We start from the raw sequence: 19,031 nt of genomic DNA, 5'->3' as shown, positions 1-19,031 counted from the left end.
TCTTTCCAAAGAATATCTGCTGGAACTGGATTTGTAAAAATCAGCTTTAATACTTTACGTTGTTTACTATTGAATTCGATGCACCGTATCTTAACTGAAAAGTATAATCCACTTAACTATGATATCATATTTTGATATCATACTTGATGACTTTGAGATCGCATAATTTCTTCACGAAGCATTTGTGACAAAAGAATGCGAGACATCGGTAGGGGTTTAGCATTGCTAAACCCCTACATATAACTGGTATGTTGCAAACATTATTTCAATCGGTATAAAAAACCTGATTTATGAAGTTTTCGGATATCTTTTTTACCAAATCACATCCAAATTCAATACAAACCCAGGCAAAATATCTTCACCCAACAAACTGCTAGGATTATCTAAAACTTCCACTTCTTTCCCAACTCGATAAATCTCAACTTGTCGCAACTTCCGATTTATCAACCAACCCAAACCTACACCATTACTTTGATATTCTTCCATCTTTTTCTGAGTTACTTTCAAACTATCACTTGGTGAAAGTAACTCAATTACAAAATCTGGTGCAAGAGGTAAAAATCTAGTTTGTTGTTCTGATGTTAATGCATTCCACCTTGATAATTTTACCCAAAAAGCATCAGGAGAACGTTCTGCACCATTAGGTAATTTAAAACCTGTAGATGAATCAAAAGCTATACCAGTATTATCTATGTCTGACCAATTAAATAATTGTTGATTAACTCTACCATTTCTATTTCCTGATTCTCCCCCAACTGGTGGCATAATAATTAATTCCCCTGTTGCATTGCGCTCAAATCTGACATCGGGATTTGAGCTACACAATTGATAAAATTGCTCGTCTGTTAATTCAATAACTGATTTGAAATCTACTGTTAAGGCTTCCATAGAGCAAACTCTGACTCAGCAACAAGGATTATACAAATTTTATGCTGACATCAAGCGAAAATGTCGGTTTAAAGCCCCATCTTAGGATTATTTTTAACTGAACTTTGAAGAGATTAGTTCACTTTTCGTTGTATGCTGCTTATTTGTGTTGCCAGATCCTCGATTTATCTGAAAAAATCGGGGATGGAATGAGAAATAATATCCTAAACTCCTATGTCCCCCATCATCGGTATTATTATGGGTAGTGATTCTGATCTGCCCACAATGAAAGACGCGATCGCTATCTGCGAAGAATTCAATATATTAGCTGAAGTTGCCATAGTCAGCGCTCACCGTACCCCTGAAAGAATGGTGGATTATGCCAAATCTGCACATGAAAGAGGCATCAAGGTTATCATTGCTGGTGCGGGAGGTGCTGCACATCTTCCGGGGATGGTGGCATCTCTCACCCCTTTACCTGTAATTGGTGTACCGATTGCTACTCGTCACCTTCAGGGTGTTGACTCGTTATATTCAATTGTGCAGATGCCAGCAGGTATACCTGTAGCCACTGTTTCCATTGGCAATGCTAAAAATGCTGGGCTTTTGGCTGTACAAATTATTGCCTGTAGTAATCCGGAATTACTCGTAAAGGTGCAAGAATATCGGAAAAATCTTTGTGACTTGGTGATGTCGAAGCAATCAAAATTAGAGGAATTGGGCTACACAGAATATTTAAAGGCTATGGAATAAAAAATCTCCAAAACATTATCTGCCATACCTACGGTGGTAAACTACGCCTAATTAATCTACAACTGACTTTACCGTTTGTTCACCAGAAAAATAAATTTACAAAACTTTACTACTTATTCAGGGTTTTAGTTACAAAGTCACGAAACCCTGATTTTACTGGCTCTATTAGCTTTGGGGACTGAGTATTATGCTCAGGAATAATAATCAAGCAAAGATAAATTGTATTTAAGATTACAGAATTTTAGAGTTTACAAATACACAATCTATACACATTTACTTGCATCGGCAAATTGTTTACTCAGGAAATACTAGCTTTTACTGAAAATAATTTAGTTTGTGCAGTTAATGTATCTTTAAATTCATGCAAGAGCCATTATTTTGTATCTAATAATACATTTATGAAATAAGTAGATAGACCTCATGTATTAAGCTCGATTAATAATTATGAAAGAACCAATCAAAAACACTCAATTACCATAGAAACTGCATCATAATTGTTTCTTAATCAACAATTAAACGTTAGGATGTTCCCAAATTTCCTATTATATTTTCACGAATTAAGAAGGAAATTGTTTCTGTGGTTTGTTTTCGAGAAGGTAATGACATAACTGACTAAAGTTTGAGTTTTTTGTTTACATGACGAGCATTTTTTAGACTAAGAACAGTTTGGAGTAAAGCGTTGAAATTAAAACAAAATCGGAACTGGAACCGAAGAAGTCATCATCACTACAAGACACCAAGCAACCATGCTGCAAAATCTAGTTTCCAACTAGAAAAATTAGCCCAAAGCATCAAAGGCTTATCTTGGGGTTGGCAAGCTTGTATTCCCCTTGCTTGCCTTCTGGTACTGGCTTGGGGCTATACTGCGTTCGCGCAAACACCAGCAGCCCCAACAACTGGGGAATTAAAAAATTCTATTGGTGATTTAAAAGTTGCCATTGACACCCTTTGGGTAGCAATCGCGGCTTTTTTAGTCTTCTTTATGAATGCCGGATTCTGCATGTTAGAAACTGGTTTTTGTCGCCAGAAAAATGCTGTTAATGTCCTCTCCAAAAACTTAATTGTATTTGCCTTAGCCACTGTTGCCTTTTGGGCAATTGGTTTCGGGTTGATGTTTGGAGATGGTAATGACTTCATCGGTTTGACAGGATTTTTCCTCCAAGGTAACGATAATAGCCCCGCAGTCGGTGATGCTTACAAAGGCGTTTTCGGTTCCCTGAATTGGACTGGTGTACCTCTAGAAGCAAAATTCCTCTTCCAACTAGTATTTGCTGGAACTGCTGCCACCATCGTTTCTGGGGCAGTTGCAGAAAGAATTAAATTTGTTGATTTTCTGATTTTCAGCGTTTTATTGGTGGGAGTTGCCTACGGTATCACCGGACACTGGATTTGGGGTGGTGGTTGGTTATATAAAGCTGGCTTTTGGGACTTTGCTGGTTCTACAGTTGTTCACTCAGTTGGTGGTTGGGCTGCTTTGATGGGTGCGGCATTCTTAGGACCCCGCATTGGCAAATACCAAAACAAGAAACCTGTGGCAATTCCTGGTCACAATATGAGTATTGCCACCCTTGGCTGCTTGATTCTATGGTTGGGTTGGTTTGGCTTTAACCCCGGTTCAGTCATGGCTGCTGACCCCAAAGCAATTACCCACATTGCTTTGACAACTAACATGGCTGGTGCAGTTGGTGGAATTGCGGCAACTGCTACTGCATGGTTTTATTTGGGTAAACCAGATTTATCAATGATCATCAACGGCATTTTAGCTGGTTTGGTGGGTGTTACAGCTTCCTGCGCTTGGGTAAGTATTCCCAGTTCCATTGTTATAGGTTTAGTTGCAGGAATTATTGTAGTCTTCTCTGTCACCTTCTTTGACAGATTGGGTATTGATGATCCAGTTGGTGCGACATCCGTACACTTAGTTTGCGGTATTTGGGGAACTTTGGCTGTAGGTTTGTTCTCGGCAGGACCTGGTGCTTATCCTTGGATGGTGGATTTAGCAGGTAAACCAGTGGGACCCCACGGTTTATTTATGGGTGGCGGATTATCTACATTGATTCCCCAGATTATTGGGATTGTTTCTGTTGGGGGAATCACAGTTCTTCTCAGTACCATCTTTTGGTTAGCCCTGAAAGCTACATTGGGTATTCGAGTATCGGCTAATGAGGAAATCGAAGGCTTAGATATTGCTGAACATGGTATGGAAGCATACAGTGGTTTTCTGAAGGAAGGTAATGTATTTACAGAATCTTCCAACTATGATCCGATGCCACCACAAGGTGATGTACCAAGTAGATACTAATTGACCTCTTTATGTCTGAAGTCATTCGCGTTTTTATATTTACAGCAGTTTTCACCTATTTGAACCACGTCAACCGGGTTTAGCATTGCTAAACCCCTACAACCTGGTCTATTTACCTGAAAATAGCTGTAACTTACAGTTTCACACCCTTTCCTTGGAGAGGGTTTTTTGCTTTTATGGTTCAGTTAATGGTGATGGATAGTGGCGTAAAGTATGCAATTTAATCATATCAATTATTTGTTTATTGCATATTTAGATACCATTTTATTCCTGTTCATAATAGGATAATGGCTCTACATCAGGTTGTTCTGAATACACAATTAATTAATAAAAACAACTGCATTAGGGATTATATTTTTATTAATCTTTCCTCAATTTCATAATTTGAGTAACTTTCAATACCGAGCGAGTATGAAAAAATACTCAAAATTATGTAAATCAGACAACACCCTTAGACTTCCAGGAACGAAAACGAAGTGTTGAAGAAAGTGACAATCGCAGTAGCGATCGCCTTGTTAGTTTTTGGCGATCCTCTGACAGGAAATGCTCTAGCTCAAACAGTTACAGCTGATGACTTGAAGAAAGTAGCAGATGCCGCAGCAGCGGCTCAATCCGCAGGAGATACAGCATTTATGCTAGTGTCATCGGCTCTAGTTTTGTTGATGACACCGGGCTTGGCTTTCTTCTATGGTGGATTTGTGCGATCGCGTAACGTCCTCAATACACTTATGATGAGTTTTGTCCTCATGGGGATAGTGGGTGTCACCTGGATTTTGTGGGGATATAGCCTTGCATTTTCTCCAGGTAATGGCATCATTGGGGGCATCCAGTGGGCATTCGGAAATGTAGGCTTGGATGTGAGTGGTTATTTGCCCCACATGGCATACGAAGATGCTCTCAAAGCTGCAAACCCCAAATATGCTGACGTGGCTTCCTATGCAGGAACCATTCCTCACCAAGCATTCATGATTTACCAAGCAATGTTTGCCATTATTGCCCCGGCTTTGATTTCAGGTGCGATCGCTGAGAGAATGAGCTTTACTGGATACTCCTTATTTGTTCTTTTGTGGTCAACATTTATCTATTCTCCTTTGGCACACATGGTATGGGCTAAAGGTGGATTTTTGGGACTGTATGGTGGTTTAGGCGCTCTAGACTTTGCAGGTGGTACAGTTGTCCACATCAGTTCCGGCGTTTCTGCCCTTGTTGCCGCAATCGTATTAGGACCTCGCAAAACCTATCCGGAACGTCTCAGCCCACCCCACAATGTACCCTTCATCCTTTTAGGTGCAGCTTTGTTGTGGTTTGGTTGGTTTGGTTTCAATGCTGGAAGTGCTTTAGGTGCAAATAGTGTTGCTACGGTAGCATTTGTCGCCACTAACACAGCAGCAGCCTCAGCAGCTTTGATGTGGTTAATTTTAGAAAAAGTCTTACGCGGGAAACCCACCGCAGTTGGTGCAGCCACAGGGGCTGTTGCTGGCTTGGTTGGGATCACCCCTGCGGCGGGATTTGTGACACCTGTTGCAGCAATTTTGATTGGTGCCATTACTGCCTTTGTTTGTTTCTACGCAGTTAGCTTTAAGCATAAAGTAAACATTGATGATGCCCTTGATACCTTCCCTGTTCACGGTGTCGGTGGAACAGTGGGAGCAATTCTTACAGGGATATTTGCCACCACAACAGTGAATGCCGGGGGTGCAAACGGCTTACTCTACAAAAACCCTCAGCAATTCTTAACCCAAATTATCGCCATTGTCATTGCCTATGTAGTCGCTGGTGTTGGAACTTGGGTAATTCTCAAGATTGTTGATGCTACCGTTGGATTACGTGTCAAAGAAGAAGTTGAATTCCAGGGTATAGATATCAACGAACATGGTGAAGAAGCTTACAATGATGAATTTGGCGATCGCATTTCTGTCGTGAATAAACAATAAAATCGTTGCCCAAATAACTAATCTAGGAGCAAGGTTTTGATTTAGTTGAAAATCGACATAAATACTGAAGTCAATTTTACTGGTAAAAAAGAATAATTGTTTATAAGGATTTTCTCAGGGTGCATCGACTACTTTCTCAAAATATTTGGATGCATTTACCACGGCTTCTACCATGTCGAAAAAATTTTATGTTCATCACTCTAACAGTGGTTTTACACTATTGGAGGTTTTGGTGACGCTTTTAATGCTGGGAATCTTGAGTGCGATCGCGCTTCCTAGTTGGCTGAGTTTTATCAATACTCGTCGTCTCAGTACTGCCCAAAATCAAGTATACCTGGCAATGCGTCAGGCACAAAGTCAAGCGAAGAAGGAAAAGGTAATTTGGCTAGCAAGTTTTCGTGAGCAAAATAATCTGATTGAATGGGCTGTTCACTCTGTGAATCAGCAACCGAGTGCTGGTATGTGGAATCAATTGGAGTCGGGTATTTACATTGATGCTGAGACAAGTTTGAGAAAAGTTAGTGTTTCACCTCAGCAATATCAAGTCAGTTTTGATTATCGAGGTCAGGTAATCCCCCAATTTGGCAGAATTACTCTAATTGGACAACATTCTGGGTACGCGAAAAGATGTGTAATTGTTTCGACTATTTTGGGTGCAATGCGAACTGGTAAAGAACATCAACAGGCTGATGATAGTGGAAAGTATTGCTATTAAATCAGCAGCTAAAAATATTGTGATTAACTCAACCCTATTTGCAACATAAGTAGGTGGGCGGGAAAATTTACAACTATGTAACAAAATGTAAATAGCTCAAAACCCTTGCGTAAAGCCTACGGCATTTAAGAAAGGCGTAGCCTGCCCGGAGGGCTTATGCTACTCTGCGAGAACGCTTTCAGCGAACGTCGTGCTTCCAACCTTCGGTTCGTAAACTACGCAATGACAAAGTATAGTTCTGTTTATTTATGCCCACCTACTTAGCCTGCTGTACAAGTCTTGTGGGGAATTTTCCCCACAAGATTGCCTAAAACTTCACTTTGAAGTTTTAGGTACTAAAGTATTTTGCTACCGGGTGATAACAAATAATTGCAGTTGTACTCTGCTCCGGATATAGTTGTTCACTCTCATCCATATACATATTCATCCTGTCAACACCTAACAAATCTAATTGCTTATGTTGATCCTGAATATTCGGACAAGCAGGATAGCCAAAACTATACCGAGAACCTTGGTATCTCTGTGCCAACATATCCCGAATGTTGTCAGGTTCACTACTTCCAAAGCCCAATTCTCTGCGGATTTTGGCATGTGTCCACTCAGCTAGCGCTTCAGCAACTTGGACAGCCATTCCGTGAAAATACAAGTAATCGGTGTATTGGTTATCAGCAAAGAGCTTTTGAGCGAATTCTGTGGCAATTTCACCCACTGTCACCGCTTGCATGGGGAATACATCAACAATTCCTGATTCTTTGGTTGCAAAGAAATCCGCAATGCAAAGACGACGGAGGGATTTTTGCCGAGGAAACTCGAAGGATGTGACTTGTTGTGAGTGATTTTCGGGGTTGTAAATATGTAATGTGTTGCCCTCTGAGTTACAGGGAAAATATCCGTATATTACCTGGGGATGTAATAGTTTTTCCTCCAAAACTCGCGCTTTCCAAGTTTCTAGAATTGGATGAACCTTTGCTTGTAGGAAAGCTTGATATTCTTCTTTACTTTGTTCCTTGGGTTTGCGAAATTGCCACTGTCCCGCGATTAAAGCTTGTAAATCCATGTGCCAGAATAATTCTTCCAAAGAAATTTCTTCTGGTTGAATAAACTTACTTCCCCAAAACGGAGGCTGTGGACGTGTAATCTCAATATCCACTGCTTCTGAACGTTTGGTATCGATTACCTTGGGTTCATCATCTTTAACTTTTTTGTCTTTCTTTTCTTTGACTTGTTTATGCCCATTTTCGCTTTCTCCCTCAGCGAATTCTCCTAAAAACCCTTGGGAATCATCCCACTGATTTGCGGATTTTGCGGGCATTAATTTGTCCATGAAATTTAAGTCGGAAAAAGCATCTTTGCCATACACAACTTTCCCTTTGTAGACATTTTGGCAATCTTCATAGACAAATTTGGGAGTTAGTGCAGCACCCCCCAAAATTACGGGAACAGAAATGCCTTTCTCGTTGAAGGTTTCTAAATTCTCCTTCATGAATGCGGTAGATTTGACCAACAAACCACTCATGGCAATACAATCAGGTTTGTGCTTTTCATAAGCTTCGATGATATTCTCCACAGGCTGTTTAATTCCCAGGTTAATCACCTTGTAGCCGTTATTGGAGAGGATGATATCTACGAGGTTTTTACCAATGTCGTGAACATCACCTTTGACGGTGGCAATAATAAATCTCCCTTTGGAATTATCTTCTCCTGATTCGTTTTTCTCCATGTGGGGTTCCAAAAATGCCACCGCTGACTTCATGGTTTCGGCTGATTGTAAAACGAAAGGTAGCTGCATTTGTCCAGAACCGAACAATTCCCCAACAACTTTCATCCCATCTAGCAAATAGATGTTAATAATATCCAAAGGTGGATATTTTTCCATTGCTTGCTTCAGTGCATCCTCTAAACCGATTCTCTCACCGTCAATTACGTGACGCTTCAATCTTTCTTCTACCGGGAGACTGACATCTAGACCCTTATCACGTTTGGTTGTGACTCCTTCAAATAGCGTGGTGAGTTCCCCTAAAGGATCATAAACACAAATGCCATTTTCAAATCTCCGGGAATCATAGATTAAATCCCGGCAAACCTGTTGATGTTTTTCCTCAATTTTGGATAGGGGTAAAATCTTATTTGGGCTGACAATTGCCCCATCCATCCCCGCTGACATTGCCTCGTTGAGGAACATGGAATTCAAGACGATGCGGGATGCAGGGTTTAAGCCAAAAGATATATTTGATACACCCAACATGAAATGACAACCAGGTAATTCTTGGCGAATGCGGCGAATTGCTTCTATGGTTGCTTTACCATTTTCGCGGTCTTCTTCTATCCCCGTGGAAACTGGGAGAGCAAGAGTATCAAAAAAAATCTCATGAGCGGGAATACCGTATTCCAAAGCTGCCCGGTAGGCACGTTGGGCAATTTGGAATTTTTTCTCGGCAGTTCTTGCCATCCCCTCCTCATCAATGGTACCGATGACGACACCCGCACCATATCGCTTGGCTAATTCCAACACCTTGAAGAAACGTTCTTCCCCATCTTCAAAGTTGGTGGAGTTGAGGATACATTTTCCCCCAGCTACCTTTAACCCGGCTTCCATTTTCTCCCACTCGGTGGAGTCCAACATTAAGGGTAAGGTGACATTGTTGACGATGCGGGAAACTAATTCTCGCATATCCCGCACGCCATCACGCCCTACATAGTCCACGTTAATATCGAGGATATGTGCGCCTTCTTTAACTTGCGCCCTTGCCATGGAAACCAATCCGTCCCAATCTTCGGCGTTGAGCATATCTCGGCATTTTTTGGAACCGCTGGCGTTGAGACGTTCCCCCACAATTAAGAAGGAATTATCCTGTGTATAATTTTGGGTTGAGTAAATAGATGCTGCCGCTGGTTCTAATCGCGGTGTTCGCAGCTTTGGTTTTAACTCCTTGGTAATTTCTGCTAGTTGTTGAATATGTTCTGGACGTGTCCCACAGCAACCCCCAATCACTTGGACACCCAAATCTTCAACAAAATGCATGAGTGACATCCGTAATTCCATCGGTGTCAAACGGTAATGTGCTTTACCTCCGACGTTTTCTGGTAAACCCGCATTGGGTACACAGGAAACCACGAAAGGTGAATGTTCCGACAAGTATTTGATGTGTGGTTTCATCAAGTCGGGTCCTGTGGCACAGTTTAAGCCAAGGATATCTATTTTGTAGGGTTCTAAAATTGTGACGACGGCGTTAATTTCTGTCCCTACCAACATTGTCCCCATGGTTTCCATGGTGACAGAAACCATTAAGGGTATTCTTTTGCCCTTTTTGGTGAATACTTCTTCCACCGCATTTAAGGCTGCTTTGATTTGCAGCACGTCTTGGCAAGTCTCGATGATGAATAAATCTACTCCGCCATCCCAAAGGGCTTCTGCTTGTTGGACAAAATCGTCCTTTAAGGTGTCGTAGTCGATGTGTCCTAGGGTGGGCAATTTGGTAGTTGGTCCCATGGAACCCGCAACGAAGCGGGGTTTTTCCGGTGTGGAAAACTCCGCTGCTACCCGTTTTGCTAATTCGGCGGCAGTTTTGTTGAGGTAGTAGGTTTGGTCGGCAAGGTTGTATTCGGCGAGTACAATTGGTGTACCACCAAAGGTGTCAGTCTCGATGACATCCGCACCTGCTGCTAAGTAGTCTCGGTGGACTTTCTCTACTGCTTCCGGTTTGGTGTGGACGAGATATTCGTTACAACCTTCGTATTCGGCACCACCAAAGTCCTCTGGAGTGAGGTTTTGGGTTTGGAGGTGGGTTCCCATACCACCATCGAAGACGATGACGGGACGTTCTGGACTATGGAGTCGTTCTAAAAACGGATGTTTCATACTTTCCCAGAAATTGAGTTGGTGAGGTGTTTTCACCTACATTTAGTATTTTCCCAAATTTCTGGTGATTCTGAATGGTTTGTGTAGTTAAATGCTGTTGAAGATTTAACCTCTTTCGCGGAATTCCCCATCCCTCTACAGGGTGGGGATGAATAGCGGACAAAAACGAGACCCACCCTAATCAATATCAACCGCAGGTTGTTGAGAGAGGGCTGTAGTCGAGTTTTTGTCAATCTCCAATGTTGGCAGTCGGTCAATATAGTCTTCAATTATTTGAGTCACTGTTTTTTCCTTCGTCGCGGCATAGTTTTTTAGTTTATTGAAAGGCCTTTGTGATATCCGAATATGTACTTCTTTTGTTTTCATAGGCATGTCCACAACATAGGCATACCTATGCTACTATATAAATGGTTGTTGACCCACCCACACGGCTCATAACAAACGGTCACAGTAGCGGTAGTATGCGCGACCTCGTCTAAGAGCGTGAGAAAGGGGGAAAGACCTCGGTCACTGGTTCGCATCGGTTACGCCCTGCGGTAAAAAAATAAGCCACACAGAGGTGTACGAAAAAGAAATAAAACTGCCTGCGGGAGGCGGGCGGCTGCGCGGGTTCTCCCTTGAGGAGATAAACGGTGCAAACCGAGAGACGCTGTGTAAGTCCAATCTGTACTTGTACAAGGAGGCTGCGACGAATGAGACGCGAAACAATGATGGTTGCTTTGAGGAAGCTCCGGCTTCAGCGAAGCAAGCCGGAGTACTTCACAGAGTCTGTACACACAAGTCTTTTAGAGTTGCCTAGCAGTCTTTTTGATCCCGCAACCCCCTAGCTCTTTTAGAGCGGCTTCGCCAAGAAAAAGGGGGCTAATGCCTTTATAAGAGGCGGAGCCTCAGAATCAGGGTTCCCAGGCAGAGCCTAGGAACCAGTTGATGACACAAAAAGGGTATAAACAAAAAGCGTGAATTATTCTAATACTTTTTCCCAGGAAAACTCAACTGCTTAATCATCGGTTTTGTCCATTTCCCTGGTTGAAAATCGTGGAGCAAAATGTACAAACAAGGAATAATAAATAGTGTCATCAAAGTGGCGATCGCCATCCCAAAGAAAACGGTAATTCCCAAGGGTTGTAAAAACTCGGAACCCTCACCGATGCCCAATGCTAGGGGAAACAGTCCTAAAATGGTGGTGACTGTTGTCATCATAATTGGTCTTAGGCGTTGGGGTGCTGCTTGGAGTATGGCAGAGATGCGAATTTCTTGGGATGAGGCTTTATGGGGATAACTTTCTTCTTCTTCTCTAATTTGGTTGGCTAATTCCACCATCAAAATTCCCGCGTTAACAACAATCCCCACTAGTAACACCACACCCACAATTACTGTGGCACCGATGGCTGTTTTGGTGATGTAGAGTCCGAAAATACCTCCAGCCAAAGCTAGGGGGACGGTAAACATAATCACAAAGGGGTCGATCAATGAGTTGTATTGTACAGCCATGACGACAAAGATGAGAAAAACCGCTAAACCACCCAAGGTTTTCAGGGCATTTTGCAGTTCTTGATTGGTTTGTTGAGCAGAACTAGGGACAATGGAGACACCTGAAGGTAATTCTATATTTTGCAGTACTTGGTTTACTTGAGCGATCGCTTCCCCCAAACTTGCCCCTTCACTCAAGTTCCCAGCAATAATAAAAACCTGACGTTGATTAATTCGTTGCACCTCACCGGGTGCTTGTCCATCTGCTATGCTGGCAATATCTGAAAGGCGAATTTGTTGATTATTTTCGGTAAATAACGGCAATCCCTGTAGCTGAGAAGGACGCTCAATTGCGTCATTATTCAGTTGTACCCGCACATCAACTAAACGATTACCTCGTTGAATCTGCGTTGGAACTGAACCTTCAATTGCCGTTTGAATGGTGTCACCAACGTCTTGGGTTGTCAATCCCAAAGCTGAAAGTCTTTCCCAATCGGGACGAATCTGAATTTCTGGTTGCAGAGGATCTGCATCTGCTCGAAATCTGGCAAATGTTGCCTTTTCATCCAAAGCTGCTAATACTTGCGTTCCTGCTTGACGTAATTTTTCTTCGTCTTCACCTTGGAGAATCACGTCAATTTCCGAACCTTGAGCGGGGGTATTACTGAGGATTAAACCCCTCACTTGTCCTGGACTTAAGCGGATTGTAATCCCGGCTAAATTTAGTTTATTAACTTCTATGGTAACTTTTTGCACATATTTTTCAACATCTGTACCTGGTTTCAGATTGATTGTACTATTTGCTCTCAGGGGGTTTTCGGAAGTTGTATTGCCAAATAAAGAACCCCCCACTGTTGTAAAAGCATATTCGGTTTCTGGTTGTTTGATTAAAATGTCATCTACAACTTGCATCACTTTCTCGGAAGTTGCTAAAGGTGTACCAGGAGGAAACTGCACCCGTAAATTGGCTTGTCCAGTGCTAATGCGGGGGAGAATTTCCTGGGGAATTTGACCTACCATGAAAAAGCTACTACCACCAAGAATGACTAAAGCTGCAACAACTACAAATAAGCGATACCGTAAAACTCCACTGAGGATTCTGCCGTAGGAGCTTGTGGCATCTGTAAAACGACGATTAAATTGTTTAATCAACCAAAAATTATTAATCCCACTAGACCAGCGAATTGCTAGCAATCGAGAAGCCAACATGGGTACAATTGTCACGGCTACAACTAGGGAAGCGGCAACTGCGAAGCCAATTGTCAGGATTAGTTCATTAAATAACAGAGAAATAAATCCGCCAATTAATAGAAACGGCACCACAGAAACCAAGTTAGCAGCGGTGGCAGCTACTAATGCTGATTCTACTTCCTGGGAGGATGCTATGGCGCTTTCGATCATCTCCTGTTTCTCGACAAATTTTTGATCAACTTTGCTATTCTTTTCGGAAATATTTTCTAAAATCACCACCGATGTATCAATTGCTTGACCGATTCCTAAAGTTAAACCTGCTAAACTAAAAACGTTTAAACTTAAACCGAATAATTTCATTAATGCGATCGCTGCTAAGGTGCAAAGGGGAATGGCGATGCTAATAATAAATGTTTGTCGTAGTGAACCTAAAAATAATAGTACCGCTGCGGCTGCTAATAATGCCCCGGAGACTGCTGAAAAAATCACATCATTGAGAGAATTACTGATGAAACGCGATTCATCTGTAGTTGGGGTCAAAGTCATGTCCGCAGGAATCAAACCTGATTTCTGTAACTGTTCAATTTTTTGCTTTACTGCATTCACAACCGTAATAGTGTTAGCATCCGGTTGTTTTTGAACTGAAAGTTTTATAGAGGGCTGACGGTTGAGATACACAGATACACGCTGGTCTTCTGTACCATCAATCACCTCGGCAAAGTCTCGTACATACACACGACGATTCGGGGAAGGATTATTACCAGAAGTGCCAGAAGTGCTGGAATTGGATTCCACAGAAAGATTGCGTATTTCCTCAGCAGTTTTAAATCTGCCTACCGTCCGGGTTAAAGGTTCCGACTCTCCTAAAATCCGACCCCCCGATATATCCTGATTGCGATCGCGTAATTCATCCAGGACATCATTTAAGCCGATTCCCAATGCTTGTAAACGTGGTAAATCAACTAACACCCGAACTTCTTCCTCCGCGCCCCCAGATACATCTACCGCTGCAACTCCCGGAACAACCCCCAATTCCCGCGATAGGGTTTCATCCCCAAATACGCGTAAATCTTTACCTGGGAGTGATGGTGATGTCAGTGCTAATTCGTAGATAGGTAATTGGGAGGGGTCGAATTTAAATAACCGTGGTTCCTCAATTGTATCTGGTAATTGCCCCCTACCCCGGTTAAATGCGGCGGTAGCATCGTTTAGAGCCTGGTCTATGTTTCCCCCAGGTTTAAAGAACAAATCAAGATTAACCTGCCCTTCACGGGTGCGAGAGACAACTTGGATCACATTTTCAGTGGCAGATAAAGCTTCTTCCAAAGGTCTGGTGATTTCATCCACTGCCACCTCTGGAGAAACCCCCGGTGCTTGTAAGCGGACACCAATTCGGGGATAAGTAATTGCTGGTAAAAGGTCAACTTGAATCGTAGTGCTGAAATATACCCCCAGTACAATTACTGCCAGGGTCAACATCAATGTACCAATATGTTGGCGGATAGCGATCGCGCTAATACTAAAACCGCCTACTTTAGTTTGCTGCATTTGGTCGCTAAACTCCAATTAAATCAGTGAACAGTGAACAGTTATCACGTTTTCAGTCGGGGATTTGACAATAACACTGAAAGCTATGACTTAAAACTTACAGAAGCTGCACTTACAAAAGTCACTCCGTGCCTACCGCGTCTACTTACTTCTGCCTTCACGGACTAGGGATTTGTGAGAATTTTCAGTCATCTACCCTTCGGGAACACTTCGTGTATAGATGACTTTTGCTATGAGAATGGGAATTCATTCCCAGTCGGGGTATGAGTTTCGCGTTAAGTTAGCACAAATGATCATTGCTAAACCCCTACGGTTGATGTGGTGCTGTAATTTACTTGTGAACTAGATTGCGTCTTTTCTGAAAGAACTGACATTCGCACAGTTTCCCCATCTTTTAATGGTTTTCCACTGCGGACTACATAGGATTCTCCTACTGCTAAACCGGACAAAATTTCGACTTTGCTATCGGCTTTTTCCCCTAGGGTGACGGTTTTGGCAGTAACTTTGGGATTACTTTCTGTATTGCTAACTACAAATATTGTGCCACTACGACTTTCTTGACTATTTTTATCTGCTTGAATCGCTGTTTGCGGTACCACTACTCGCTGTTGGGTAGCACCTTGGAAATTCACCCGTGCTAATAATCCGCTACCTATTTTGCCGTCGCTATTGGCAATGACGACTTCAACCGGGATTAAACGCGCTGTGGCATCGGCAGTAGGGGAAATCCGGGTAACTCTCCCAGTATATTTTTGATTGGCAAAGGCATCCAAACTGACTTCCACAGATTGCCCTACTTGAATATTAGAAAGTTCCAACTCCGAAACTTGAACTACGACTTTGATGCGGCTAAAGTCACCAATCTTGACAACTTCATTACCTGGTTGGAGAAGATTTCCAGGTTCCGTGATTTTCTCCGTAACTACACCGGGAATTGGAGATATTAATTTAGCATAGGAGCGGCGTTCCTTCGCCTCCGTCACCAATGCCTGCTGTGCTAAAACTCGACCTTGGGCAGCAGCAACAGCTTGTTGTTCTGTTCTGACTCGTTCCGTAGCAGCACGTAGAGCTTGGGTAGCAGTTCTGGCTTCGGTTTGCGATCGCTCTGCGGCTTGTTGCGCGATCGCACCTGCACTCAAAAGCTCTTGCTGCCGTCGGGAGTCTGCCTGCGACTGGACTAATTCTAATCTCAGCCGTTCAACCTCGGTGCGGGCATTACTGATTTGTGTTGTTGCCCTTGCTACTTCTGATTTCAGGGCTGCCAATTCAGCTTCTGCTTGTTTCAACCCTGTTAACAAGATGGCATCATCTAATTGTCCAATAGCTTGTCCGGTTTTGACGGCATCACCCACATCTACATTTAAAGATAGTACTCTGCCTTCCGCTTGCGATCGCACTGAAACAACCCGGTATGGTGTAGTTGTTCCAGTATACTCCGGCTGCTGACGTAATAGTTCAGTTCGAGCGATCGCTACATCCACTGGTGTCACTGCATTAGCACTTCTTCCAGCACCCTTAGATTCTGCTTCAGCAGATTCTTTGGGCAATGAACCGCAACCCCCGATTAATATTCCAACAGTTACCACGCAAGCAGTTAAGCTGATATGGCGACGTAAAAATAAGCTAGGTTTTGGAAACAAATAGTCTCCTATTCCACCATCTCCCTGTTTGCACATCTTACTCAGCGGCATATTTCTATCCAAAATCGAGCTATGTTTACTTTGGTTTTGAATTTGGGCTAAAACAGCCGCTTGCTATCAAGTGGTTTTTCCCTATAAAAATTAAATTTTTAGGCGATATTTTAATTTATTTGTGAGGAAATATTTTACATTCTTTTACTTAATAATTAGCTAAAATTTTCAACTATTTATTTTTTAAAATTACCAATGGGAATAAAGTTAAGTATAAATATTTTGTAACAAAAATTCACTCTGTCCGAAGTCATAAAATTTAGACTCCTAATTCATGACTTTTTTCACTTCTGTTTTAGGAGTTTAAATTGTATGTGAACCTTATCCATAATGAAGCAGAGTTAAACGGGGATTGTACCCTACTATTGAGGGAATTGTTCTCAATGTTGATTTACAGCAGTTTTCATCTATTTTAGCCACATCAGCCATAGGGGTTTAGCATTGCTAAACCCCTACTGAAAATAGCTGTAAGTGCAGCAGCGAAATACTAGAAAAAGGATAGGCAGGCACAGCTATGATTAAATTTAGCCCAGGCTTATAGGGTATTATTGACTGTGCCTACCAGATTTCGCATCTGGAAAACCAAAACTAAAAAGCAAAACACCCTGGCTTGAGTCAGTTTGTTTTGCAACTGTTGAAAATGTCCGTACATTTATGTCGGAGAGAGATCAATTCTCTTCCGATTTTTTATTCTGGTTCAGGCAGCGTTCAGTCGAATGCTGCCTATTCCACAATATTGAATCATCTTTTTTGTGGAGTTATCTTATTACTCATTACTCATTACTTATTACTTATTTTTTAATTTCCCTTACATTGAATACCTTGAGGAGTGGCATCTGGATAATAGGTGACAATGGCACCTTCTTTCCTGACAAAAACACTAGGAATAGTTGTTCCGGTTTCTATATCCTGGACTTTAGCAATACAAGCACCTTCAAAAGTTCCTTGCTGTTTAAATAACCTGGTTGTATCCACCAACATTTCCTCTGCATTGCTCAAATACCCATAACCTTTAAGAGTATCTGTAATTGTTTTATTACCCTGCTTAATTACCACACCCAAAGTGTATATTGAACCAGGAACAACCTCTTGACGTGCTTGATTATTCGGTAATATTCCCCCAATCCCTTGATTTTGCAATTGGAGATATCTTCCAGCGAAATGCAAACCCCCAATTTTTTGGGTACTTTTAATTTCTCCACAAAAAATATGCTCAAAACCTTTGCGCTGAAACCAAATATTGGTTAAATCCTGGATAAACTCCGAGTTACTTTTTCTTCCAGGACGTAATTCCCCTGCGGTAACTTCCTGAATTTTCTGTAAAATGACAGGATGCGATCGCATTAATTGTTTAAAGCGCTCTGGGCTGACATTTGTCCCAATATTACCGCAAGCTTGCAACACTGCTTGATCAAATTCATTTAGTTGTGGTGCTGCTGGTGATATATCTAATTTTTGTCCCCGTGGGTAAGCAACAGAAACTGGATTGTTCTCACTATCAAAAAAAGGAATCAGTTTCTCCCCTTGCCTTTGGGAGTAAACAGGAGATGTCAATCCTACTAAACAGATAAATAATCCAGTATTCAATAAATAAGTCAGGCGTTGTTTCATATATTCGACATAATTTGTAACAAATGACACCGTATATTATTACACCATTTTTCAGAAATTATGAATAATCTGCTGAATACTCATTGCAGCAATTTCAAATTAAAAAGCAAGCCGTTACTTATCCCTTACCCCCCTACTCCTCATCAAGGTGTTCTGCCACCGCTTGGTAAAGATGCAAAACATGACTATCATGAAGACTGTAAAAAACATTTCTACCTTGCTTACGGTAACTAACAAGCCGCATTGCCCGGAGATTTCTTAACTGATGTGAAACGGCAGATTCACTCATCTCCAATACATGAGCTAAATCCCTCACACACAGTTCTTCGGTTGCCAGTAATGACAAAATTCTTAAGCGATTTGCATCCCCTAAAAAACTAAAAAATTCTGCCATTCGTTGGGCTTTATCAGTAGTAATTAGATCTAATGACGGCTGTTGCAATTGACTATTATTAATACTATGTTTAAAACTAGACTCATTTATTTTAGTCTCAGAAACGCAGTTATGAACATGAACGGCAAATATTTTTATAGAAGACATATACTTTCAATTTTCACTCAACATCTTATGCTCTAACTCCTTCCTTGTCTCCCAACTCAAAACTGGCGATAGATAGATTTGTTTGCACGCGGATATTACAGATGAAACATGTAATAATTAAAAGCAGATTTTCAGTATCCCGATTTATGGAAAACCCCAACAGCATTTGGATTGTCACCGATGATATCCCTCAAATATCCATTCCCGACGGGAAAAAAGGTGGAAGTAATAGAAGTGGTGGAGATTGGGGAGAAGAAACAAAAACCCCCGACGCAAAAATTCCAGAAAATGCAGTTCCAGTTGATGCTGAAAAATTAGAGCAAGAAATGAGCCGTTTTTTGCTAGTTGTAGATAAAGTTTTTACCCGTGCAGAACAGCAAACCCAAGCAAAAGCAGGTGCTAAATCCGGAATGCAGCTTGATGAAATTGAATTAACAGTAGAAATTAATGGCGAAGGGCAAGTAAAGTTACTTGGTAATGGTGTCAAAGCTGGGGGGAAAGGAGGAATTAAGCTGACATTTAAAAGAAAACCAGAAGGTTAGAACAAAAATT

General features: G+C 41.7%; 11 protein-coding genes. 5 read left to right on the top strand and 6 right to left on the bottom strand.

Annotation, left to right across the window (positions count from 1 at the left end):
• Window positions 1-312: 312 nt before the first annotated feature.
• A complete protein-coding gene (locus CAL6303_RS18605; RefSeq protein ID WP_015199368.1) occupies window positions 313-888 on the bottom strand; it encodes a Uma2 family endonuclease in 576 nt (191 codons plus the stop codon).
• Between the two features lie 213 nt (window positions 889-1,101).
• On the opposite strand from CAL6303_RS18605, the gene purE reads away from it, so the two are divergent.
• From purE to CAL6303_RS18585, 4 genes are all read left to right on the top strand, one after another.
• A complete protein-coding gene (gene purE / locus CAL6303_RS18600; RefSeq protein WP_015199367.1) occupies window positions 1,102-1,620 on the top strand; it encodes a 5-(carboxyamino)imidazole ribonucleotide mutase in 519 nt (172 codons plus the stop codon).
• Window positions 1,621-2,299: 679 nt separating this feature from the next.
• The gene (locus tag CAL6303_RS18595) at window positions 2,300-3,919 is read left to right on the top strand and encodes an ammonium transporter (RefSeq protein ID WP_015199366.1); all 1,620 of its coding nucleotides are present in this window, start codon (window positions 2,300-2,302) and stop codon (window positions 3,917-3,919) included.
• A gap of 476 nt (window positions 3,920-4,395) precedes the next feature.
• Window positions 4,396-5,853 (top strand): ammonium transporter, encoded by a 1,458-nt coding sequence (locus tag CAL6303_RS18590; protein WP_015199365.1) that lies wholly within the window; start codon window positions 4,396-4,398, stop codon window positions 5,851-5,853.
• 172 nt (window positions 5,854-6,025) lie between these two features.
• Window positions 6,026-6,568, top strand: a complete 543-nt coding sequence (locus tag CAL6303_RS18585) for a Tfp pilus assembly protein FimT/FimU (RefSeq protein WP_015199364.1) — start codon at window positions 6,026-6,028, stop codon at window positions 6,566-6,568.
• 328 nt (window positions 6,569-6,896) lie between these two features.
• Here CAL6303_RS18585 and metH read toward each other — a convergent pair whose 3' ends face one another.
• From metH to CAL6303_RS31250, 5 genes are all read right to left on the bottom strand, one after another.
• Window positions 6,897-10,427 (bottom strand): methionine synthase, encoded by a 3,531-nt coding sequence (gene metH, locus CAL6303_RS18580; protein WP_015199363.1) that lies wholly within the window; start codon window positions 10,425-10,427, stop codon window positions 6,897-6,899.
• A 966-nt stretch (window positions 10,428-11,393) separates the two neighbouring features.
• The gene (locus tag CAL6303_RS18565) at window positions 11,394-14,636 is read right to left on the bottom strand and encodes an efflux RND transporter permease subunit (protein ID WP_015199361.1); all 3,243 of its coding nucleotides are present in this window, start codon (window positions 14,634-14,636) and stop codon (window positions 11,394-11,396) included.
• 299 nt (window positions 14,637-14,935) lie between these two features.
• On the bottom strand, window positions 14,936-16,327 hold the full coding sequence (locus CAL6303_RS18560; RefSeq protein ID WP_015199360.1) for an efflux RND transporter periplasmic adaptor subunit: 1,392 nt from the start codon (window positions 16,325-16,327) through the stop codon (window positions 14,936-14,938).
• 798 nt (window positions 16,328-17,125) lie between these two features.
• Window positions 17,126-17,938, bottom strand: a complete 813-nt coding sequence (locus CAL6303_RS18555) for an EndoU domain-containing protein (RefSeq protein ID WP_015199359.1) — start codon at window positions 17,936-17,938, stop codon at window positions 17,126-17,128.
• Window positions 17,939-18,071: 133 nt separating this feature from the next.
• On the bottom strand, window positions 18,072-18,479 hold the full coding sequence (locus CAL6303_RS31250; protein ID WP_015199358.1) for an ArsR/SmtB family transcription factor: 408 nt from the start codon (window positions 18,477-18,479) through the stop codon (window positions 18,072-18,074).
• A 101-nt stretch (window positions 18,480-18,580) separates the two neighbouring features.
• On the opposite strand from CAL6303_RS31250, the gene CAL6303_RS18545 reads away from it, so the two are divergent.
• Window positions 18,581-19,021: a hypothetical protein gene (locus CAL6303_RS18545; protein WP_238993717.1), complete on the top strand. Its 441-nt coding sequence runs from the start codon at window positions 18,581-18,583 to the stop codon at window positions 19,019-19,021.
• Window positions 19,022-19,031 lie beyond the last annotated feature (10 nt).

It is taken from the genome of Calothrix sp. PCC 6303 (assembly GCF_000317435.1).
Classification (GTDB): Bacteria; Cyanobacteriota; Cyanobacteriia; order Cyanobacteriales; family Nostocaceae; genus PCC-6303.
The sequence above is the reverse complement of the archived record's forward strand: the minus strand, read 5'-3'. Positions and strand labels throughout refer to the sequence as shown.